The organism is Lentzea roselyniae (assembly GCF_039537795.1).
Taxonomy (GTDB): Bacteria; Actinomycetota; Actinomycetes; order Mycobacteriales; family Pseudonocardiaceae; genus Lentzea; species Lentzea atacamensis.
In genome coordinates, this window is the sequence record NZ_BAABBE010000010.1 from 113,956 (window position 1) to 134,738 (window position 20,783).

A 20,783-nucleotide genomic window follows, 5' to 3' on the forward strand; every position below is an offset into this window, starting at 1 on the left:
ATGGACTTCGCCTACGACGCCACGACCGAGGAACTCCGTTCCCGCCTGCTGGCCTTCATGGACTCCCACGTCTACCCGGCCGAAGCCGTGCTGGAGCAGCAACTCCACGACGCCGCCGACCCGTGGGAACGCCAGCCCGTCCTCGAGGAACTCAAGGCCGAGGCCCGCAAGCAAGGCCTGTGGAACCTGTTCCTGCCCGACGCCGAGCACGGCGCGGGCCTGACGAACCTGCAGTACGCGCCCCTGGCCGAGATCACCGGCCGCAGCCCGCACCTCGCCCCCGAAGCGCTCAACTGCGCCGCGCCGGACACCGGCAACATGGAGGTGCTGGCCATGTTCGGCACCGACGAGCAGAAGAAGCAGTGGCTGCAGCCGCTGCTCGACGGCGAGATCCGCTCGGCGTTCTGCATGACCGAACCCGACGTCGCCTCCTCCGACGCCACCAACATCGCGACCCGCATCGAACGCGACGGCGACGAGTACGTCATCAACGGCCGCAAGTGGTGGTCCTCCGGCGCGATGAACCCCAACTGCGCCATCTTCATCGTGATGGGCAAGACCGACCCCGAAGCCGACCGGCACCGCCAGCAGTCGCAGATCCTCATCCCGCGCGACACCCCCGGCATCACCGTCAAGCGCGCCATGCACGTCTTCGGCTATCAGGACTACGCGCACGGCGGCCACGCCGAGATCGTCTTCGACAACGTGCGCGTCCCGGCGTCCAACCTCATCGCGGGGGAGGGCGAGGGCTTCGCCATCGCGCAGGCCCGGCTCGGCCCCGGCCGCATCCACCACTGCATGCGCCTGATCGGCATGGCCGAACGCGCCCTGGAACTGATGTGCAGGCGCGCCGCCTCCCGCGTCGCGTTCGGCAAGCCCATCGCCGCCCAGGGCGTCGTGCACGAGTGGATCGCCGAGTCCCGCGTCCGCATCGAACAGGCCCGGCTGCTCGTGTTGAAGACCGCGTGGCTGATGGACACCGTCGGCAACAAGGGCGCCCACACCGAGATCCAGGCCATCAAGATCGGCACCCCGCTGATGGCCGAATGGGTCATCGACAAGGCCATCCAGGCCCACGGCGGCGCCGGCGTCAGCCAGGACTTCCCCCTCGCCGAACTCTGGGCCGCCACCCGCACCCTGCGCATCGCCGACGGCCCCGACGAGGTCCACCGCATGTCGCTGGCCAAGCGGGAGCTCAAGAAGTACCAGTAGAGCCATGGATGTGGTGCGGGGTGGACCGGCCGACGTGCCGGCGATCATGCGGATGCTCGACGACGCCCAGGACTGGCTCGCCTCCCAGGGGCGCACCGGCCAGTGGGGGACCGACCACTGGTCCGCCATTCCGGCCGCCGTCGACCGGTTCACCCAGCTCGCGTCGTCCGGCACCGTGTGGCTCGCCGTCATCGACGGGGCGGTGGCCGGGGTGATCATCACGTCCACCACGTCCCCGGACTACGTGCCACCCGCGACGGAACCCGAGCACTACGTGTCCCTGCTGGTCACCGCACGCGCCTTCGCCGGTGCGGGCGTCGGAGCCACCTTGCTGGCCCACGCCCGCACCGAGGCACGCGCCGCCGGTGTGGAACTCCTGCGTGTCGACTGCTACGACGGCGACGACCACCGCCTCGTCGCCTACTACGAGAAGCAGGGCTTCACCCCGATCGCGACGTTCACCGCCAAGAACGGCACCTGGCCAGGACGACTGCTCGCCCAGCGGCTCTAGCCCAAGAAGAGGCAGAACGGGTGCCCGTCCGGATCGAACAGCACCCGCACGTCCTCCTGCGGCTGCACCCCGGCCGGCACCGCCCCACACGCCACGGCGTGCCTCACCGCCTCGTCCAGGTCGTCGACCTCGACGTCCAGGTGCTGTGACGCCGTCTGCTCACCCGCTTCCGCCGGCCACACCGGCCGGCGGAAGTGCCGTTCGCGCTCGAATCCCAGGGTGAACCCGCCCGGCACCCGCACCTCCACCCAGTCGTCATCGGCCCAGTCGTCATCGGCCCTGCCCACCTCGGCACCGAGCAACCGCGCGTAGAAGCCGGCGAGCTCCCGCGGCTTCGAGGTGCCGACAGTGACCGCGTTGAGGCGCATGCCCTCCACGCTAGCCGCGGCGATTCAGCGCGTCCGTCCGCACCTGGTCGGTCTGCGCCCCGATCTCCGCGATCTGCTCCGCGAGCCCCGGCTGCCCGGCCCGCAAGCCGTGCTGCGCGTCCGCCAGCGGCCCCAGCAGGCTCGCGGCGTCCTCACTGCCCAGCGCCTGCCGCACCTCCGGCGAGTGCTGCCCGACCTGCGCGGCCAGCATCCGCAGCACGCTCGCGTTCTCCCGCGCCCACGCCGCCACCGCCCTGTCGCCGGCCCGCCGGTCGCGCTCGGCCTGCACCCGCTCGTCACCCGTCCCGGCCTCGCCGGTCCGCCGCACCCGCAGATACCGGCGCTCCGCCGCCTGCCGGCTCGCCACCCCTAGCGCCGGCGCGAGATCGGCCCAGCTCGTCCCCAGCGCGCGAGCCGCCTCGATCAGCTGCGGTTCCCAGCCCGACAGCTCGTCGCGCAGCTGCCGCAGCAACATCAGCGCGGCGAGCACCTGGTTCGCATCGCCGGGGGACGCGGCGGTCTTCCGGACGGTTTCGTAGTCACTCGTCATGTCATCCTTCCGACGACCGATGGCTTGTCATCGTTCCGACGACATGCTACAACGGAGGTACAGCGCATTGACAGTCCACAGAGGGATAAACAGGAGGTGTCAGATGTTGATGCGCACTGACCCGTTCCGCGAGCTGGACCGGCTGACGCAGCAGGTCTTCGGGACGCCGGGGACGTGGTCGCGGCCCACGGCGATGCCGATGGACGCCTACCGCGACGGTGACCAGTTCGTCGTGTGCTTCGACCTGCCCGGCGTGACACCGGACGCGATCGAGCTCGACGTCGAGCGCAACGTCCTCACCGTCAAGGCCGAGCGCCGTCCGGTCGGCAAGGACGTCGAGATGCAGGTGTCGGAGAGGCCGCTGGGCGCCTTCTCGCGCCAGCTGTTCCTGGGCGACACGCTCGACACCGACCACATCGACGCCAAGTACGACGCGGGTGTGCTGACGCTGCGGATCCCGATCGCCGAGCGCGCGAAGCCCCGCAAGATCGCCATCAGCTCGGGCGAGGAAGCGCCCAAGCAGATCGACGCGTGACTCACCCGGCGGGCGGCGGCCGACCGGGTGACGCCAGGTAGGCTTCCGCCCGCCATGAGACCCCAGCCCCAGTGGACGGCGTTAGACGTCTACGCGTCGAATTCCGACCTCTACGCCGATCCACGCCTGGTGGAACGGGTGGACTACCGGCGCCGATTCAAACGGCACCGGCCCCGCACGCCCTCGGTGATCCTCGCCCCGCACGGCGGCGGCATCGAGATCGGCACCTCGGAACTCTGCCTCGCGATCGCGGGCTACCACCCCTCCACCCGCGTGCCGATCGGCCAGACGCACGACTACTGGATGTTCGAGGGCCTGCGGTCGATCGCCAACGACGAGCTGCACGTCACCTCGTCCAACTGCGACGACCGCGTGGCCCGCACCCTCGTCTCCGGCGCCTCCCACGCCCTGGGCCTGCACGGCTGCACCGCCGCGGCCGCCGGGCTGGAAGACCACGACCGCGCCGTGCTCGTCGGTGGCCGCGACGCGCTGCTGCGCCTGGAACTGCTCACCAGGCTGCGCCGCGCCGGGTTCCACACCGTCGACGCCGTCGACCACCCGATACTGGGCGGCTACGACCGCGCGAACATCGCCAACCGCACCCGCTCCAGGCAGGGCGGCCAGCTGGAACTCACCACGCCGCTGCGCAACGCCATGTTCGCCGAGAACTCCCGCTCCGACCGCCGGCACACCACGACCGAGGTCTTCTGGGACTTCGTGCACGCCTGCCGCGCCGCCATCGCGGCGAGGGAAGCACTCAACAACTAGCTCAGAACGGCTGGGTCGGCGGCGGGCCACCGGACCGCAGCGGCGGCGACCGCACCGCGGACGTGCCCAGCCGCCGGAACCCGAGCGACGAGCACCGGCCGCGAAGGCCTCACCGATCAGGCCAACGGCAACGCGCCCAGCGGCCGGAACCCGAGGCGTGGCGACCATCGCCGCGCCGCCCGCGAAGCCCCCAACCGCTCAGACCGGCATCAGCCTCCGCGCCGACGCGCCCAACCGCCGGAACCCGAGCACCGCCGCGCCGCCCGCGAAGCCCCCAACCGATCAGGCGAGCGTCAACGTCCCCGCCGCCGCGTCCAGCACCGCCTCCACCCCCAGCGGCAGCGACCACTGCCCGGCGCAGTGCCCGAACCCGAAGTCACCCAGCACCGGCACCCCCAGCCCCGACAGCCGGTCGTGCAGCACCGAGCCGACGTCACCGCAGTCCGTCCACGACCCCAGCACGATCCCCGACACCGGCTCGAACCAGCCCGCCCGCACCAGCTGCGTCAGGATCCGGTCCAGCCGGTAGGGCTCCTCGCCGATGTCCTCCAGCAACGCGATCGCGCCGTCGACCGGCGGCGCCCACCGCGGCCCGCCCACCGACGCTGCCAGCAACGTCGCGTTCCCGCCCGTGAGCACCCCACGCGCGGTCCCCGCCACCACGGCGGTTCCGGCCGTCCACGACGACGTGCCCTCGAACAACAACGCCCGCAACCGCTGCTGCGCCACCGGGTCGTCCACGAAGTCCGACGTGCCCGGCATCGGCCCGAACACCGTCGCCTGACCGACCGCGTTGAGCTCCGCGTGCAGCACCGTCACGTCCGACGAACCCACGAAAACCCGTGGTGGCAGGTCCTTCCACGGCACCAGGTCGGTCATCCGCAGACACCCGTAGCCGCCCCGCACGCACACCACCGCGGCCACGTCCGAGCACCACGCCGACACGAACTCCGCCGCCCGCGCCTCGTCCGGCCCGGCCAGATACGGCAGCGACCACCGCTCCACCACAGGTGTGGTGACCTCGAGTCCCCACGAGCGCAGCACCGCCACACCCGCGTCGACCTTCGGCTCCGGAGCCGGGCCGGCCGGTGACACCAGCGCGACCCGGTCCCCGCGCGACAGCAACGTCACTCCGACAGTTCCAGCACCGGCACGCCCGGCGGGACGAACCCGAACACCTGGCCGTAGAACGACAGCTCCGCCTCCAGCGCCGTCTTGATGTTCTCCGCCTTGCGGAACCCGTGCTGCTCACCCTCGAACGTCAGGTAGGCGTGCCGGATCCCCGACCCCGCCAGATCGGCGGCGAACCGGTCGGCCTGCTCCGGCGGGCAGATCTCGTCCTCCAGGCCCTGCAGCAACAGCACCGGACCCGACACCGACCGGGCCTTCGTCGACGGCGACCGCTCCCGATACCGCTCCTCGGCCTCCGGCAGCGTGCCGACCAAGCCCTCCACGTAGCGGGACTCGAAGTCGTGCGTCTCGCCGCCCTCCGACGTCCAGCCCTTCAGATCCAGGATCGGGAACGCCACCATGCCGCACTGGTACACGTCCGTCGAGGTCAGCGACGCCGCCGACGTCCAGCCGCCCGCCGAGCCGCCCCGGATGCCCAGGCGCTGCGGATCCGCCGTGCCCTCCTTGGCCAGCTGCTGGGCCACGAACGCGCAGTCCTCCACGTCCACGACACCCCACTGCTCACGCAGCCGCTCCCGGAACGCCCTGCCGTAGCCGGTGGAGCCGCCGTAGTTCACCGCCACCACACCGATGCCGCGGCTGGTGAAGTACGCGATGTCGGAGTCGAGCTTCGGCAACGCGCGCCCCGTCGGGCCGCCGTGCACGTGCACCACGTACGGCGGCAGCTCGCCCTCGGGCGCGGCGAAGTCCGGGTTGGACGGTGCGTACACGTACGCCGGGATCTCCCCGAACATCCGCTCGACCGGCACCGGCAGATACGCGTCCTCCGGCGATGACTCGCCACCGGTCAGATACGTCAGCTCACCGTTGGACAGGTCCAGCCGCACGACCGCGAACTCCGACGTGGGCCCCGCCGCACCGCAGATCACCACGCCGTCGCGCACCGACAGTTCCGGTGCCCACGTCGGCAGGTCGGTCTGCACGTCGGTCACCGTCGCCGACCGCTCGTCGAGCACCGCGAGGTGACCTGAGCGGACCACGAGGTACCGGCCGGGCGACAGCGTGGCGAACCAGCGGTTGCCCAGCCGCCACATCGGCCCGCCCAGCTCCTCCTCGCACGGCGCGAGGTTCTTGCGCGAACCGTCCAGGCCGACGCGGAACAGGTTCCACCAGCCGTCCGGGTCCGTCAGCGCCAACAGGGAGTCGCCCTCCCACTCGAACTGGCACACCGCCTCGGTCGGCGAGCCGCACAGCACCCGGTGCTCGGCGGATCCGACGTCGGCGACGCACAGCTCGGTGCCGTCCCACGGCATCTGCGGGTGGTTCCAGCCGATCCACGCGAACTTCGTGCCGTCCGGGCTGATCTTCGGGCCGGTCATGAAGTGGTGCGAGGCGCCCAGCACCCGCACCTCGCCGTCCGGGGTGATCGCCACCAGGTCGCGGCGCACGTCGGTGCGCGCGTCACCGGTGATCGTCTCCCGCACGCACCACACCTCGCCGTCCGGGCCTGCCGAGAGGTCGGCGTAGCGCAGCCCGTGATGCCGCGGCGGCTCGGGCGTGAGCGGCACCGGCCGCGGATCGTCCGGGTTGAACACATAAACGCGCTGGTCGTCCCAGTTCGTGAACGCCACCCGGTCCTCGGCCAGCACCACGAACGGCCTGCCGCCGTACTCGTGCACCCGGTTGCGGGCGTTCCACGGGGCGGGCAGCACCTCGGCGCCGTCACGCACCAGCGCGACCCTGCCGCCCTCCGCCGGCCGGCTCTCCGCCCACCACACGCGCTCACCGGCGAGGTCGGCCCACTGGAACCCACCACCCGGCTTCGAGGTGTCGCCGGCGCTGATCGGCGAGGTCCACGTCCCGTACGAAGCGATCTTCACCACAACCCGACCCTATAGGCGGAGTGTTTGGTGGGGGAGGACCTGCCGACGATCTCCGCGTGGCCTAGGGTCGTAAGGGCCATGGCTCGTGTCATCCACGTATTCCGCGCACCCGACCGGTTCGTCGCAGGAACCGTCGGGCAGCCCGGCGACCGCACCTTCTACCTGCAGGCCTCCGAGCAGAGCAGGTTGATCAGCGTCGCGCTCGAGAAGCAGCAGGTCCAGGTCCTCGCCGAACGCATCGGCTCGCTGCTCGAGGAGGTGCACCGCCGCTTCGGCACCGACGTGCCCGACGACGCGCCGCCCGACGACCTCGACACCGAACCCCTCGACGTGCCCGTCGAGGAGGAGTTCCGCGTCGGCACCATGGGCCTCGGCTGGGACGCCGAGTCCAAGGCCGTCGTGATCGAGCTCCTCGCGATCTCCGAGGAGGAGGTCGACGAAGCCGTCGTCCTCGACGACACCGAGGAGGGCCCCGACGCCGTGCGGGTCTTCCTGTCCCCGTCGGCTGCCCGCGCCTTCGCCGAGCGCGCCGACCGCGTCGTCAACGCCGGCCGCAAACCGTGCCCCCTGTGCGCCGAACCGCTCGACCCGGACGGCCACATCTGCCCGCGGCAGAACGGCTACCGCCGCAGCGAAGAAGACTGACGTGGACGCCGCCGCGGCTCTGGAGTTGCTGAACCACGGCCGCATCGAGGTCGAGGGCCGCCTGGTCGACGCCTCCAACGCCACCCTGTTCTGCAAGATCTCGCTCGACGGCGTCGACGCCCAGTGCGTCTACAAACCCGTGCGCGGCGAACGTCCCCTGTGGGACTTCCCCGACGGCACCCTGGCGGGCCGCGAGGTCGCCACCTACCTGATCTCGGCCGGCGCGGGTTTGGACCTGGTGCCGCCGACCGTGCTGCGCCCCGGCCCGTTCGGCAGCGGCATGGTCCAGCTCTGGATCGACACCCGCGAAGAGGACGAGCTCGTCGACATCATCGGCGTCGACGACGTCAAACCCGGCTGGATCCCCGTTTTCCACGCCCACGACCGCTTCGGCGACCCCGCGGTCCTCGTGCACGCCGACCACCCGCGCATCGCCCTGATGTCCGCCTTCGACGTCGTCGTCAACAACGCCGACCGCAAAGGCGGTCACGTCCTGCACGCCCTCGACGGCGCGGTCTACGGCGTCGACCACGGCATCTGCCTGCACACCGAACCGAAACTCCGCACCGTCCTGTGGGGCTGGGCCCGCGAGCCCCTGCCCGAGGAGGTCCTGGAGTCGCTGCGGCGTCTCAGATCCGAGCTCGACGGCACGCTGGGGGAACAGCTGCACGACCACCTCACCCGCGCCGAGGTCCGCGCCGTGGGGGAGCGCACGGACAAGCTCCTCGCCGCCGGTGTCTACCCCGAACCCTCCGGTGACTGGCCCGCCATCCCCTGGCCCGCCTTCTGATCACCGCGCGACCGGCCGCGACCGCGGAACCCGGCGTTACCCTCGGCAACCATGCCGATGATCAACCCGCCCAAGCCCCAGCCCGGTGACCGAGTCGCGATCGTCTCCCCGGCGGCGGGATTACCGGGCCTGTTCCCGCTGCCCTACGAACTCGGCCTGCACCGCCTGAAAACCGAGTTCGGCCCGGAACCGGTCGAATACCCCACCACCCGCAAGATGGGCGCGACCTCGCGGGAACGCGCCGCCGACCTGCACGAGGCGTTCGCCGAACCCACCATCAGGGCCGTGATCGCCACCATCGGCGGCGACGACCAGATCACCGTGCTGCCGCACCTCGACACCGAGCTGATCACCGCGAACCCCAAGCCGTTCTTCGGGCACAGCGACAACACCAACCTGCTGCTGTGGCTGCGGAACCGGGGGATCGTCGGGTTCTCCGGCGGCAGCGTCATGGTCCACTTCGGCCGGCCCGGCGCCATGCACCCCACCAGCGCCGACTCGCTCAGGGCCGCCCTGTTCACGCCGGGGCCGTACCGGCTGACCGAGAGCTTCGCCTACGGCGACAAGGATGTGCCGTGGGAGGAGCCGGGCACCTTCGGCACCGAGCCCGTGCTGGAGGCCAGCGGCGGGTGGATCTGGCACCAGCCGGATCACGTGGCGGAAGGCAGGTCGTGGGGCGGCAACCTGGAGATCCTGTCGTGGCTGATGATGGCCGACAAGGAGATCAAAGCGCCTGAGCACTACGAGGGCGACATCCTGTTCTTCGAGACCTCCGAGGAGATGCCCACCGACGTCGAGGTCTACCGGATCCTGCGCAACATGGGGGAACGCGGGCTGCTGCAGCGGTTCGCCGGCGTGCTGGTCGGGCGGGCCAAGTCGTGGTTCTTCACCAACCAGGACACCGACCGCGCCACCTACACCACCGCGCAGCGCCAGGCGGTCCTCAAGGCGTTCACCGAGTACGCGCCGGACACGATGATCGTGTTCGACGTCGACCTCGGCCACACCGACCCGCAGGTCGTCATCCCGGTCGGCGGCACCATCAGGATCGACGGGCCGCGGCGGACGATCACGGTCACCTACTGAACCGCACCCGATCGGGCTCGGCGCCGGCTCGCTAACCTGAGCCGGGTGATCGACGACGACTCCAGATCCCGCCTCGTCCGACGGTTCGGCGACGACGTCACCGCGTGGATCGACGCGCTGCCCGGCCTGATCGCCACCCTGACCGCCCGCTGGGGCCTCACCGTCGTCACGCTCGCGCCCGGCGGCACCGGCGTCACCTTCCTGTGCACCAACGCCGTGCTGAAGGTGACCCCCGACCACGACGTCGCCGCCCTCGAAGCCCGCGCCCTCACCGCCTGGGCCGGCACACCCGCCATGGTCGACGTGCTCGACACCGACCTCGCCCGCGGCGCCCTGCTGCTGGAGAAGATCGACCCCGCGCGCGTCCTCCCGCACCTGCACACCGCGAATCCCGCCGGCTTCCCGCCGCTGCGCGACCGCGTCGACTTCCTCTTCGAAACCGTCCTCACTCGCCGCACCGGCATCTATTACGCCACCGAGCACCACCGCGCCCGCAAACTGGCCGAGGACGACGTCGACCAGGTGCTGCTGCACGGCGACATGCACCCCGGCAACGTCCTGCAGGGCCCCGACGGCCCGAAAGCCATCGACCCGCGGGCCCACGTGGGCGACCCCGCGTTCGACTGGATGGACCTCGTCCACGCCGGCCACGACCTGCACGGCGCCGACGTCGACCTCGACCGCGTCCACGAGTGGCTCACCGCCTTCAAACCGTTCTACGGCTAGGGTTCGCGGTCGTGCGATCTCACGACTACGGCCGCGACATCCTGTCCACCCCGAAGCGCAAGAAGGTCCCCGAGGTCCCGGCAGAACCCGGCCTCGTCGTCGAGGACCCCGCCAGCGGATTCTGCGGCGCCGTCGTGAGGTTCGAGCACGGCCAGGTCGTCCTGGAGGACCGCCACGGCCGCCACCGCCTGTTCCCGCTCAACCCCGCGGGGTTCCTGCTCGACGGCCGGCCCGTCACCCTCGTCAAACCCGCGCCGCAGCAGCAGAAACCCCGCATCAGCGTGTCCGGCTCCGTCAAGGTCGAAGGCCTGCGCGCCCAGACCGCCAAGGCCAGCCGCATCTGGGTGGAGGGCAAGCACGACGCCGAGCTCGTCGAACGCGTCTGGGGCCACGACCTGCGCGTCGAGGGCATCGTCGTGGAACCGCTCGACGGCGTCGACGAACTGCCGCAGCGCATCGCCGAGTTCGGCACCGCGCCCCACCGCCGCCTCGGCGTCCTGGTCGACCATCTGGTGCACAACTCGAAGGAACAGCGCATCGTCGACCGGATCCACGACGACAACGTCCTGGTCACCGGCCACCCGTACGTCGACATCTGGCAGGCCGTGAAGCCTCAGGCGCTCAGGATCGACGCCTGGCCCGTCATCCCCAGGAACGTGCCCTGGAAGGAAGGCGTCTGCGCGCAGCTCGGCTGGGGCGAGACCTGGGAAGGCTGGCAGCGGGTGCTCGGCGCGGTCAGCAGCTACCGCGACATCGAGTCCGATCTGCTCGGCGCGGTCGAGCGGTTGATCGATTTCGTCACGGTCGAGGGCCCAGCACGGTGAATCTCGCAGCCACGCGCCCGGTGTTGGTGTATGTATGGGCGCATGGCCGCGCTGATCTGGCTGATCGTCGGGATCTTGCTCGTCGTCGCCGAGGTTCTCTCCGGTGACTTCGTGCTGATCATGCTCGGCGCCGCCGCCCTTGCCGCGGCGGGCGTGTCCGCACTGGGTGCCGGCGAGCTTGTCAGCGTGCTCGTCTTCGCCGCGACGTCGCTGGGCCTGATCGTCGGAGCCAGGCCGGTGCTCAAGAAACGGCTGCAGCTCGGATCCGGGATCAAGATGCACCACGAGGCCCTGCTCGGCAGCAGGGCCGTCGCGCTGACCCCGGTCGACGAGCACAGCGGGCAGGTCAAGATCGGCGGCGACACCTGGAGCGCGCGCACCCTCGACGGGTCCGTGATCGAAGCAGGCGAAGCCGTCACCGTTGTCGAGATCTCGGGTGCGACCGCCGTGGTCATCGCCGCGGTGTAGAGCTCTTCTCAGAAGGATGTGAACCGAGTTGGACCCGATCACCGCCGTGATCGTGGCCGTCGTCGCGATCTTCGTGCTGACCATTGCCGTCAAATCGGTACTGGTCATCCCGCAGGCGCAGGCCGCCGTCATCGAACGCCTCGGCCGCTTCCGCACCATCGCGGCGCCCGGCCTGAACATCATCGTGCCGTTCATCGACAAGGTGCGGGCCCGCATCGACCTGCGCGAGCAGGTCGTGTCGTTCCCGCCGCAGCCGGTGATCACCCAGGACAACCTCACGGTGTCCATCGACACGGTCGTGTACTTCCAGGTCACGGACCCGCGCAGTGCGGTGTACGAGATCTCGAACTACATCATCGGCGTCGAGCAGATGACGATCACGACGCTGCGCAACCTCGTCGGTGGCATGAGCCTGGAGGAGACCCTCACCTCCCGCGACTACATCAACGGCCAGCTGCGCGGCGTGCTCGACGAGGCGACCGGACGGTGGGGCCTGCGGGTCGCCCGCGTCGAGCTGAAGTCCATCGACCCGCCACCGTCCATTCAGGACTCGATGGAGAAGCAGATGCGCGCCGACCGGGAGAAGCGCGCCATGATCCTCAACGCCGAGGGCCAGCGGGAGTCCTCGATCAAGACCGCGGAGGGTCAGAAGCAGTCGCAGATCCTCGCGGCCGAGGGCGCCAAGCAGGCCGCGATCCTCGCCGCCGAGGCCGAGCGCCAGTCGCAGATCCTGCGCGCCCAGGGTGAACGCGCCGCCCGCTACCTGCAGGCCCAAGGTCAGGCCAAGGCCATCGAGAAGGTCTTCGCCGCGATCAAGGACGGCCGCCCGACGCCGGAGGTGCTGGCCTACCAGTACCTGCAGACGCTGCCGCAGATGGCGCAGGGCGACGCGAACAAGGTCTGGATGATCCCGTCCGACTACGGCAAGGCCCTCGAAGGGTTCGCCCGCATGCTCGGCGCGCCCGGCGACGACGGCGTCTTCCGCTACGAGCCGCCCGCCGACACCGGTGAACGGCCCAGGCCCGAGGAGGACGACCCCTCGGTCGCCGACTGGTTCGACACCGCGTCGGACCCCAAGGTCGCCGAGGCCGTCGCCGCCGCGGAGGCCGTGGCGCGCAAGGAGGTGCCCGGCCCGCTGAGCGCGCCGCGTTCGGTCGGCACCGCCGCCGCTGTGCCGGAGCTGGAGGCGGAGCAGCCGCGCTCGCTGCACCAGCCGGACGAGCAGGCCTGAGCAACGACACGCGAGCGGCCCATCCCGGACGCCGGGTGGGCCGCTCAGTCGTCTCACCTGCGCAAACAGAAAGTTCTGGAAAATTCCGGGCCGGGTGTCGATCGAAGAGCCTGCCCGTTCGACCTTGGCGTGAAAGGGTCCACAACGGACCCTCACGATCCCACTGGGGAGAGAAAAATGAAGTTCATGCTGATCTTGCGCGTGACCTCCGACGAGGCCTGGAGCAACCTCGGCGAGATCGACTTCGACCAGATGCTCGAGACCGTCGGCCGGTTCAACGAGGAGCTGATCGAGGCCGGCGTCCTGCTCGCCGCGGAAGGCCTAGCGCCCGCCGAGGAAGGCGTGGTCGTGGACTTCTCCAGCGAACCGCCGGTCGTCACCGACGGCCCGTACGGGGAGACCAAGGAGCTGTTCAACGGTTTCTACCTGATCAACGTCCCCAGCATGGCCGACGCCATCGAGTGGGCGAAGAGGACGCCGATGACCGCCGCCGGTTTCAAGACCGAGATCCGCCGCGTCCCCACGATCGACGAGTTCCCCGCGGACAACGAGTGGATCAAGAAGGAACGGGCATGGCGCGAGCGGACCGGCCAGCTCTGATCTGCGGCGTTTGATCTAATGGGGCCCCATGAGCGACCCCACCGGCCGCAAGGCCGTAGCCGCAGTCTGGCGCATCGACTCGGCTCGGATCGTCGGTGCGCTGACCCGCTACACCGGCGACTTCGCGCTGGCCGAGGACCTCGCCCAGGAAGCGCTGGCCGAGGCCCTGGTGACGTGGCCGCGCGAAGGCGTGCCGAACAACCCGGCCGGATGGTTGCTCACGGTCGGGCGGCGCCGCGCGATCGACGCGTTCCGCCGCCGCAGCACCCGTGACGAGAAGTACGCCGCCCTCGCCCACAACCTGGCCGAGGGCGGCGCGCTCACCGGTGCCACCGATCCCGGGCCCGCGCCGGACGACGTGCTGTGGGACCCCGACCAGATCGACGACGACACCCTCGCCCTGATGTTCACCTCCTGCCACCCGGTGCTGTCGCGGGAAGCGGGGGTGGCGCTGACGTTGCGCGTGATCGGCGGTCTGACCAGCGACGAGATCGCGCGGGCCTTCCTCGTGCCGACCGCGACCGTGCAGGCCCGCATCACCCGCGCGAAGAAGACCCTCGGCGCGGCGAACGTGCCGTTCGAGGTGCCGCCGGTCAACGAACGCCCCGCGCGGCTGGCGCAGGTGCTCAGCGTCATCTACCTGATCTTCACCGAGGGCTCGTCGGCCAGCTCCGGCGACGAGGTCATGCGCCTGGACCTGGCTGGTGAGGCGCAGCGGCTCGCGCGGATCATGTCGCGGCTGATGCCGTCCGAACCCGAGGTCCACAGCCTGCTCGCGCTGCTCGAGCTCACCGCCGCCCGCTTCCCGGCCCGTCGCGGCCCCGACGGCGAGACCGTGCTGCTGGAGGACCAGGACCGCCGCCGCTGGGACCGGTCCGCGATCGCCCGCGGACGTGCGGCGCTGGCCAAGGCCGCCGACGCCGGCCGCGGCTATGGCTACTACGGGCTGCAGGCCGCGATCGCCGAGTGCCACGCGGTGGCCCCGTCGGTGCCGGAGACCGACTGGAACCGCATCGTCGTGCTCTACGAAGCGCTCGGCCGTCTCGCCCCGTCCCCGGTGGTGGAGCTCAACCGCGCGGTCGCCGTCTCCATGGCGCGGGGCCCGGCCGCCGCGCTGCCGATCGTCGACGGCCTCGCGGGCGGGGACGCGTTCAAGGACTCGCACCAACTACCGGGAGTGCGCGGGGAGCTGCTGCGCCGCCTGGGCCGGCTCGACGAGGCGCGCACCGAGCTGGAGCAGGCGATTCGCCTGTGCGGAAACGAACGCGAACGCGCCGTGCTGACCCGCAAACTCGCCGCCCTGTAGGCGTCTGACCACGCGGGGTGAACCTTAAATCCGTTAGGGCGACATCTGTGGCACTCGACCGGGCTACGCGGGAATGATGTTGTGATGACCACGCTGCCCGCCACCGTCGCCTCCGCGTTGCTCGAGGCCGACGGTGAGAACGGGGACTGGCCCGCCCGCTGGCAGGCCCTCATCGGCGTGTCGGTCGAACTGCAGTCGTTGCTGGTCACCGACCCCGGCCCGGAGCTGGTCGGGTTGATAGAACAGATCGTCACCCAGCTGGCCGACGGAGTCGCGAACAGCCGAAGACACCGGGTCGAGCTCGCCGAACTGGCCCACCGCGTGCTGGGCATCCACGCCCGCGCGTGCGCCCAGACCCGTCCCGACCCGGTCCGGCTCGCGGACTGGCTGCTCGACCTGCAGCTGCACCACCCCGACGCACCCGACGTGAGCCTCTCCGCCTACGCCGACGCCCTCGACGACGAGGGCCTGGCCCACTACCGCGAGCGCGCGGTGGCGTTGTTCGAGCCGCTGCCGGTGATCGGGTTCGGCGAGACCGGCCGCTACGACCGCGCCCGCTGGGCCCTGTTGCGGGTGATGGAGGAGCTGGCCGAGTACACCGAGGACGTCGACCTGCAGCTGCTGGTGCTGTCGAAGGACCTGTCCTCGGGCTGGCACTACCTGCAGGTCGCGACCGTGCTGCGCGACAACGGCCGCGGCGACGACGCCCTCGAATGGGTCGAGCGCGGTCTGCGCGCCGTCGGCGGGCGTGGCGCGGCGCTGCGGCTGATCGACCTGGCCGTGGAGGAACACCTGCGTCACGGCGCCTCGCAGCGGGCGGTGCAGGTGTGCAAGGAGGCGTTCTTCGCCCGGCCCAACCTCGACGTCTACCTCAAGATGCGCGCGCTGGTCGTGCACACCGACGAGTGGCCGCCGCTGCGGGCCGAGCTGGTCAACCACCTGGTGCAGGACGGCAGCCGTCTCGCGGTCGAGGTGTACCGGCGCATCGTCGAGGTCGAGCTCGCGCGTCGCGGCCTTGAGGAGCAGGACCTGGTGGTCGAATGGCTCGAACAACTACGCGGCCTGCAGCCCGACGCGTTCGCGGACTACCTGGAACACATCAAGTCGCGGCACGTCGCGGACAGTCAGCTGCTCGACGAGTTGTCCAGACGCGGACTCTGACCATTTCCAGTTCGGATAGTCCGTCCTCGTACTATCCTAGTTCGCATGACCGAGGCCGGAGGGGGTTCGGTCCGCCCACGGCCGCGCGCGTTCCAGCTGGGCGGACACCGACAGCAGCGTGCACTCGTCGTGGCGGCGGCCCACCAGCTGCACCGCGAGCGGCAGGCCGGACGACGTGCGCCCGGCGGGAACGGCGGCCGCGGGATTGCCCACGACGTTCCACATCTGCAGGAACGACGTGTAGTGCGAGGCGGCCAGCAACGCGGCCACGACGTTGCGGCGGTCCCACTCGCCGACACGGATCGGCGGGCGGGTCAGCGCCGGGGTGAGCAGCACGTCGACCGACGAGAAGATCCGGTTCGCGTACGCGGTGAGCGCCGCGTCGTCCTTGCGGGCCCAGCGCACCAGTCCCCGCGGCAGCCGCCGGCCCAGCTCGCCGACCGCGCGGGTGCGGGGCTCGAGCAGGTCCGGGAACTCCATGCCGGCGCGCGCCAGGTGCGCGTTGTGCAGGTACCGCACGGCGAACTGGGTGGACGCGACGACGTCGCGCATCGGCGGGTCGATGCGCACGACGTCGTGGCCGAGGTCGGTGAGCAGCGCCGCGGTGTCCTGCACGGCGTCGCGGACCTCGTCGGCGATCGGTATGCCCGGACCCCACGGCCGCAGCGACACCCCGATCCGCAGCTTCCCCGGATCGGTCGTGGCGGCCTCGGTGAAGCTGGTGCGCGGCGGGTGCGCGACGTGCGGGTCACCGGGCACCGCGCCGTGGATCTGGTCGGCGACCAACGCCCAGTCCAGCACCGTGCGGGTGATCGGCCCGGCCACCACGAGACCACCCCACACCTCGCGCTCGGGCGCCAGCGAGACGCGGCCGCGCTGGGGCTTGAGCCCGAACAGGCCCGTCACCGCCGAGGGGATGCGGATCGACCCGGCGCCGTCCGTGCCGATGGCCGCCGCCGCGAGCCCGGCCGCGACCGCCGCGGCGGACCCGCCGCTGGAACCGCCGGGGGAGTGCGTCAGCGACCACGGGTTGCGCGTCGGCCCCGCCCAGCCGCTCTCGGTGTAGGGCCACAGCCCCAGCTCGGGCATGCGGGTGCGGCCGATGATCACCGCTCCGGCCGCGCGCAGGCGCGCCACGATCGCCGAGTCCGCCGGTTCCGGGGTGCGGGCCGCGTTCGTGCCCTTGGTCGTCGGGAGGCCCGCGATCGCGATGTCCTCCTTGACCGCGATCGGCACGCCCAGCAACGGCAGATCCTCCCCGCGCGCCCGGCGTTCGTCCGCGGCCTCGGCCTCTGCCAGGGCTTTCTCGGCGAACACCGTGCGGAACGCGTTGAGCTGCGGATCGACGCGCTCGATGCGGCCGAGGTGATCGGCGACCAGGTCCCTCGCGGTCACCTCGCCGGACCGCACGGCGTGCGCCTGCCTCGCGACCCCGGCGAAACACAGCTCCGTCAGCTCCATGAACCGACCCTAAGCGCCGACAGGTGATCTACGGAATGGGAGTTCCACGCATGAGAGTCCTCGCAATGGCCGCCGCCGTCCTCGTAGCCGTGAGCACGACCCTGGTCTCCGCGTTGCCGGCCCAGGCCGCGACCATCAGCCGGGCGGACCTGATCGCCCGCGCGAAGACCTGGCTCACCGCGAACAACGGCGGGCCCGTCCCGTACAGCCAGACCAGCTACTGGGGTGCCGAGGGCTACCGCCAGGACTGCTCGGGCTACGTCTCGATGGCCGCCAAGATCGGCGCGCCCGGCCAGCGCACCGTCGAGCTGTACGACACCTACTCGACCAAGATCGCCGCCAAGGACATGCGGTGGGGCGACATCGTCGTCGACCCCGTGGGCACCGGCACCACCCGTCACGTCGTGATCTTCGACAAGTGGGCCGACCCCTACAAGACCGCGTACTGGGCGTACGAGCAGCGCGACGTCTACGGCACGACGTACCGCGTCCTGAAGTACGGCCTGAGCGGTACCGACGGCTACTACCCGCGCAAGCTCAACAACGTCACCGGCTGAAACCCACGCTGACCAGCCGATTGCCACAACGCGATGTGGTTGCGGTGAACCGGGCGCAGACCCTCGTGCATGACGACAGCCAACAGAAAGGGCTGAACAAATGCACAGAATCTCGCGTACGGCGGTCCGTGCCACCGTGGGTGCGCTGATCACTGCCGGCCTGGCGATCGGGTTCACCACACCGGCGTCCGCGGCCGCGAGCAGCAGCGCGATCGTCGACACCAGCAAGACCCGTGCCGGCGAGGCGTTCTTCAACCGCTCGAAGGCCGGATCGCACTCAGGCAAGGCCTGGATCGACCTCTACGACGCCAAGTGCGATGCGCACTCGGTGTACGTCGAGTACCGGATCAACAGCGGCGGGACCAAGCGCCACACCAACAGCGGGGGCTGCGGCACCACGTCCGGTGTCAACCTGCAGACCGGCTACTTCGCCATCGTGTACCGGGCCTGCGTGGACGTTCAGCTGGGCGGCGATCCGTGCTCGAAGTGGGTGGCCGACCACAACTGAAACGGCGAGGGCCGGCACGCGGCTCGCGCCGCGTGCCGGCCTCACCCGCCCGGTGCCGGGGTGAGACCGTCGAGTTGCCGTTGTACGCGGGCGGCGTCGTTGTCGCGGCCCTGGTCGCGGTACAGCTCCAGGGCCTCCTGCCAGACCGAGCGGGCGTGGTCGTGCTGTCCGAGGGCGGCGTGGGGATGGCCGATGTGGTCGAGGATGTCCGGGACCTCGTTGCCCTGGCCGTGGCCGCGGTACAGGGTGAGCGCCTGCTGGTAGAGGTCGAGGGCCTGGTGGTGGTCGCCGCTGCGGTGGGCGATGAACCCGAGGCTGTCCAGGGTGCCCGCCTCGCCGTCGGGGTTGTGGAGCTGCCGGTTGAGCGTGAGTGCGGCCTGGCAGTGGTCCCAGGCGGTGGTCAGGTCGCCCACGCGCGCGGCGAGAAACCCCACCACGTTGAGCGTCTCGGCTTCCCGCACCCGCTGGCCGGCCGAGCGGTAGAGGTCGAGGGCGTGCTGAGCGTGGTCCAGTGCCCGCCGGTCGTCTCCCCGCTGCTCCCAGGTGAACGCGAGGACCCGATGGGTGTGTGCCTGTTCGAGGACGTCCTCGCGGTGCACGGCCAGGGCGAGGGCCTGGTCGAGGTGCCCGGTGGCCTCCTCGTGCAGGCCCAGCCGGGAGCAGGCGCTGCCGAGGAATCGGTGGGCGCGGCTGCGCGTGGTGGGGTCGGGCAGGTGGGCGGCGGCGTCGAGAGCGGCCCGCCACGTGGTGAGCGCGTCACGCAGGTGCACCCGCCGGAGGTGGAAGGTGTTCAGCCTCTGTGCGAGGTGCCAGACGACGTGGTGGCGGCCGAGTGCGGCGGCGGTGCGCTGGGTGGCCAGCAGGGTCGCGTGCTCGGCGTCCAGCCACGCCAGCGCGGCCGCGGCGTCGGGCAGCGGGAGCGGGTGAACGCCGGACGCGGGTGGCTCGAGCGGCACGAGCTGGCGGATGGGGTCCAGGAGCCGGTCCGCGGCGTGGGCGGTGTGCAGGTGGAAGTCCATCACCCTCACCAAGGCCGTCTCCCGCACATCGTCGGGCAGGTCGTGGGCGGTGGTGGCGGCGTAGGCGCGGATCAAGTCGTGCATTGCATACCGGCCGCCCTGGCTTCGTTCGAGCAGGGACGCCGCCTCCAGCGCCGACAGGGCCCTGCGGGCGCGGGCCGGGGACAAGCCGGTGAGGGCGACCACGGCGGGCAGGGTGGTGTCAGGGCCGGGCGCGATGCCCAGCAGCCCGAACACGATGCGGTGTTCGCCGGTGAGGCGGCGCAGGGACCACGACAGGACGGCGGGCAGGCTGGCAGCGGGGTCCGTTTCGAGGATTCGGCGATGCAGGTCACGCAGCTCCGGGCCGGGATCGGCACCCACCTCGTCGGCCAGGCGTGCGCGGATGCGGTCGAACCTCAGGAGTGCCTCGGCTTGGCGGCCGTTGCGGTACAGCGCGAGCATCAGCTGCCCGGTGACCCGTTCGTCCAGCGGATGGGCTTGCGCTCGCTCGGTCAGCTCCGCGCACAGGGCCGCGTGTCTGCCCTGCGCGAGCCCCAGGTCCGCACGGTCGGCGTCCGCGGCGAACCGTTCCCGGGGCCAGGCCTTCCCGGACAGTGGCGATCCACGGCGAGTCCAGTCCTTCGAACGCCTCGCCGCGCCACAGCCTCGCGGCTTCCTCCAGCGACGCCAGCGCCTGTGCGTCGTCCTGGCCGCGTGCCTGCCGCACGAGATGGTGGAACCGATGGACGTCCACCGCCTCCGGGTCCACTTGCAGGACGTATCCGCCGCCGTGCCGTGCGATCGCGACGTCGCCGGGCAGCACCTGCCGTAGCCGGGACACGTAGTTGCTGGCCACTTGCCGTGCTTTGTAGGGCAACCGGTCCGCCCACACGCGGTCCAGCAGCTGCTCCATCGTGACGACCCGGTTGGCCTCCATCAGCAGGACGGCCAGGACGCACCGTTGCCGCGCGTGGCCGATCTCCACCGGTCGGCCGTCGACGCGGAGCTCGACCGGTCCGAGCACGCGCAGCTCCACCGCCACGATGCTCACCTCCCCGCGCCATTTACTACGCCACCAGCACACCGTTTACGATCCGCTGACCAGCCGATTTCGAGTGCGTGGTGGGTGGGCACGGCGTTGAACTCCACCACTGTCGGAGGGGATGACGCAGGTCACGTCATCGAAGTCAGGTCCTCTCTCTCGCTGGCTCCCAGCGACTTCCTCTGTTCTGGCCGTGGCGGCGGTGACGCTGGGCAGGCGTCCCCTCGCGCAACGGTCACCGCTGGAGGACATCCGCCGCCGGCTCACTGCCCCCGAGGCCGATGCGCGGCTGAGCGGCCTGCGGGACTGGGTCGAGTACGGCGGGCGGGCGGTGCAGAACCGGCAGCCGGCGCTGGACGTGCTGTGTGAGGCGCTGCGCGGGCTGCCGTGGCCGGGGACCGAGGCCGACCAGCGGTGGC

The 20,783-nt window shown here is 71.0% G+C and carries 22 protein-coding genes and 1 pseudogene; 16 read left to right on the forward strand and 7 right to left on the reverse strand.

Going from position 1 to position 20,783, the window contains the following annotated elements:
• Both ABFX45_RS19545 and ABFX45_RS19550 read left to right on the forward strand, forming a co-directional pair.
• Nucleotides 1-1,212, forward strand: a complete 1,212-nt coding sequence (locus tag ABFX45_RS19545) for an acyl-CoA dehydrogenase family protein (RefSeq protein ID WP_346131569.1) — start codon at nt 1-3, stop codon at nt 1,210-1,212.
• Nucleotides 1,213-1,216: 4 nt separating this feature from the next.
• Nucleotides 1,217-1,723, forward strand: coding sequence for a GNAT family N-acetyltransferase (locus ABFX45_RS19550; protein WP_346131570.1), 507 nt, complete (start codon nt 1,217-1,219; stop codon nt 1,721-1,723).
• Here ABFX45_RS19550 and ABFX45_RS19555 read toward each other — a convergent pair.
• Complete coding sequence (locus tag ABFX45_RS19555) at nt 1,720-2,091, reverse strand: VOC family protein (protein ID WP_346131571.1); 372 nt, start codon at nt 2,089-2,091, stop codon at nt 1,720-1,722. The genes ABFX45_RS19550 and ABFX45_RS19555 overlap by 4 nt on opposite strands.
• A gap of 10 nt (nt 2,092-2,101) precedes the next feature.
• Nucleotides 2,102-2,641: an HSP18 transcriptional regulator gene (locus ABFX45_RS19560; protein WP_109636929.1), complete on the reverse strand. Its 540-nt coding sequence runs from the start codon at nt 2,639-2,641 to the stop codon at nt 2,102-2,104.
• A gap of 103 nt (nt 2,642-2,744) precedes the next feature.
• Between ABFX45_RS19560 and ABFX45_RS19565 the strand changes: the two genes are divergently transcribed.
• Together ABFX45_RS19565 and ABFX45_RS19570 are read left to right on the forward strand one after the other, a co-directional pair.
• Nucleotides 2,745-3,176 (forward strand): Hsp20/alpha crystallin family protein, encoded by a 432-nt coding sequence (locus ABFX45_RS19565; RefSeq protein ID WP_109636930.1) that lies wholly within the window; start codon nt 2,745-2,747, stop codon nt 3,174-3,176.
• A gap of 54 nt (nt 3,177-3,230) precedes the next feature.
• Nucleotides 3,231-3,944 (forward strand): poly-gamma-glutamate hydrolase family protein, encoded by a 714-nt coding sequence (locus ABFX45_RS19570; protein ID WP_112225209.1) that lies wholly within the window; start codon nt 3,231-3,233, stop codon nt 3,942-3,944.
• A gap of 282 nt (nt 3,945-4,226) precedes the next feature.
• On the opposite strand, the gene ABFX45_RS19575 is transcribed toward ABFX45_RS19570, so the two are convergent.
• Entirely contained in the window at nt 4,227-5,075 is an 849-nt protein-coding gene (locus tag ABFX45_RS19575) for a S66 peptidase family protein (RefSeq protein WP_109636932.1), read from the reverse strand.
• Nucleotides 5,072-6,958, reverse strand: coding sequence for a prolyl oligopeptidase family serine peptidase (locus ABFX45_RS19580; RefSeq protein ID WP_346131572.1), 1,887 nt, complete (start codon nt 6,956-6,958; stop codon nt 5,072-5,074). The genes ABFX45_RS19575 and ABFX45_RS19580 overlap by 4 nt, the downstream gene beginning before the upstream one ends.
• 78 nt (nt 6,959-7,036) lie before the next feature.
• On the opposite strand from ABFX45_RS19580, the gene ABFX45_RS19585 reads away from it, so the two are divergent.
• The 10 genes from ABFX45_RS19585 (at nt 7,037) to ABFX45_RS19630 (ending at nt 15,795) form a co-directional block, all read left to right on the forward strand.
• Entirely contained in the window at nt 7,037-7,603 is a 567-nt protein-coding gene (locus ABFX45_RS19585) for a DUF3090 domain-containing protein (protein ID WP_109636934.1), read from the forward strand.
• A gap of 1 nt (nt 7,604) precedes the next feature.
• Nucleotides 7,605-8,393: an SCO1664 family protein gene (locus tag ABFX45_RS19590; RefSeq protein ID WP_109636935.1), complete on the forward strand. Its 789-nt coding sequence runs from the start codon at nt 7,605-7,607 to the stop codon at nt 8,391-8,393.
• Between the two features lie 51 nt (nt 8,394-8,444).
• Nucleotides 8,445-9,479, forward strand: coding sequence for a S66 peptidase family protein (locus tag ABFX45_RS19595; protein WP_346131573.1), 1,035 nt, complete (start codon nt 8,445-8,447; stop codon nt 9,477-9,479).
• A 45-nt stretch (nt 9,480-9,524) separates the two neighbouring features.
• Nucleotides 9,525-10,205, forward strand: a complete 681-nt coding sequence (locus ABFX45_RS19600) for an aminoglycoside phosphotransferase family protein (RefSeq protein ID WP_346131574.1) — start codon at nt 9,525-9,527, stop codon at nt 10,203-10,205.
• Between the two features lie 11 nt (nt 10,206-10,216).
• A complete protein-coding gene (locus ABFX45_RS19605) occupies nt 10,217-11,029 on the forward strand; it encodes a DUF3097 domain-containing protein (RefSeq protein ID WP_346131575.1) in 813 nt (270 codons plus the stop codon).
• Nucleotides 11,030-11,071: 42 nt separating this feature from the next.
• Nucleotides 11,072-11,497: an NfeD family protein gene (locus ABFX45_RS19610; RefSeq protein ID WP_109636939.1), complete on the forward strand. Its 426-nt coding sequence runs from the start codon at nt 11,072-11,074 to the stop codon at nt 11,495-11,497.
• A 28-nt stretch (nt 11,498-11,525) separates the two neighbouring features.
• Complete coding sequence (locus ABFX45_RS19615; protein WP_170154951.1) at nt 11,526-12,728, forward strand: SPFH domain-containing protein; 1,203 nt, start codon at nt 11,526-11,528, stop codon at nt 12,726-12,728.
• 177 nt (nt 12,729-12,905) lie between these two features.
• Nucleotides 12,906-13,328 (forward strand): YciI family protein, encoded by a 423-nt coding sequence (locus ABFX45_RS19620; protein WP_109636940.1) that lies wholly within the window; start codon nt 12,906-12,908, stop codon nt 13,326-13,328.
• Nucleotides 13,329-13,356: 28 nt separating this feature from the next.
• Nucleotides 13,357-14,634 (forward strand): RNA polymerase sigma factor, encoded by a 1,278-nt coding sequence (locus ABFX45_RS19625; RefSeq protein ID WP_109636941.1) that lies wholly within the window; start codon nt 13,357-13,359, stop codon nt 14,632-14,634.
• 84 nt (nt 14,635-14,718) lie between these two features.
• Nucleotides 14,719-15,795 carry a hypothetical protein gene (locus tag ABFX45_RS19630; protein WP_346131576.1) on the forward strand — a complete coding sequence of 359 codons (1,077 nt, stop codon included), beginning with the start codon at nt 14,719-14,721 and terminating at the stop codon, nt 15,793-15,795.
• 36 nt (nt 15,796-15,831) lie between these two features.
• Here ABFX45_RS19630 and ABFX45_RS19635 read toward each other — a convergent pair whose 3' ends face one another.
• Nucleotides 15,832-17,256 carry an amidase gene (locus tag ABFX45_RS19635; RefSeq protein ID WP_346131577.1) on the reverse strand — a complete coding sequence of 475 codons (1,425 nt, stop codon included), beginning with the start codon at nt 17,254-17,256 and terminating at the stop codon, nt 15,832-15,834.
• 50 nt (nt 17,257-17,306) lie between these two features.
• Between ABFX45_RS19635 and ABFX45_RS19640 the strand changes: the two genes are divergently transcribed.
• Entirely contained in the window at nt 17,307-17,813 is a 507-nt protein-coding gene (locus ABFX45_RS19640) for an NlpC/P60 family protein (RefSeq protein ID WP_211337349.1), read from the forward strand.
• Nucleotides 17,814-17,913: 100 nt separating this feature from the next.
• The gene (locus ABFX45_RS19645; protein ID WP_109636944.1) at nt 17,914-18,321 is read left to right on the forward strand and encodes a hypothetical protein; all 408 of its coding nucleotides are present in this window, start codon (nt 17,914-17,916) and stop codon (nt 18,319-18,321) included.
• Nucleotides 18,322-18,362: 41 nt separating this feature from the next.
• Here the strand turns inward: ABFX45_RS19645 and ABFX45_RS19650 are convergent, their stop codons facing one another.
• Both ABFX45_RS19650 and ABFX45_RS19655 read right to left on the reverse strand, forming a co-directional pair.
• Complete coding sequence (locus tag ABFX45_RS19650) at nt 18,363-20,066, reverse strand: BTAD domain-containing putative transcriptional regulator (RefSeq protein ID WP_346131698.1); 1,704 nt, start codon at nt 20,064-20,066, stop codon at nt 18,363-18,365.
• Nucleotides 19,981-20,259 (reverse strand): annotated as a pseudogene (locus ABFX45_RS19655) (AfsR/SARP family transcriptional regulator); the annotation flags it as partial. The pseudogene ABFX45_RS19655 and the gene ABFX45_RS19650, both read right to left, overlap by 86 nt.
• Nucleotides 20,260-20,783: the final 524 nt, after the last annotated feature.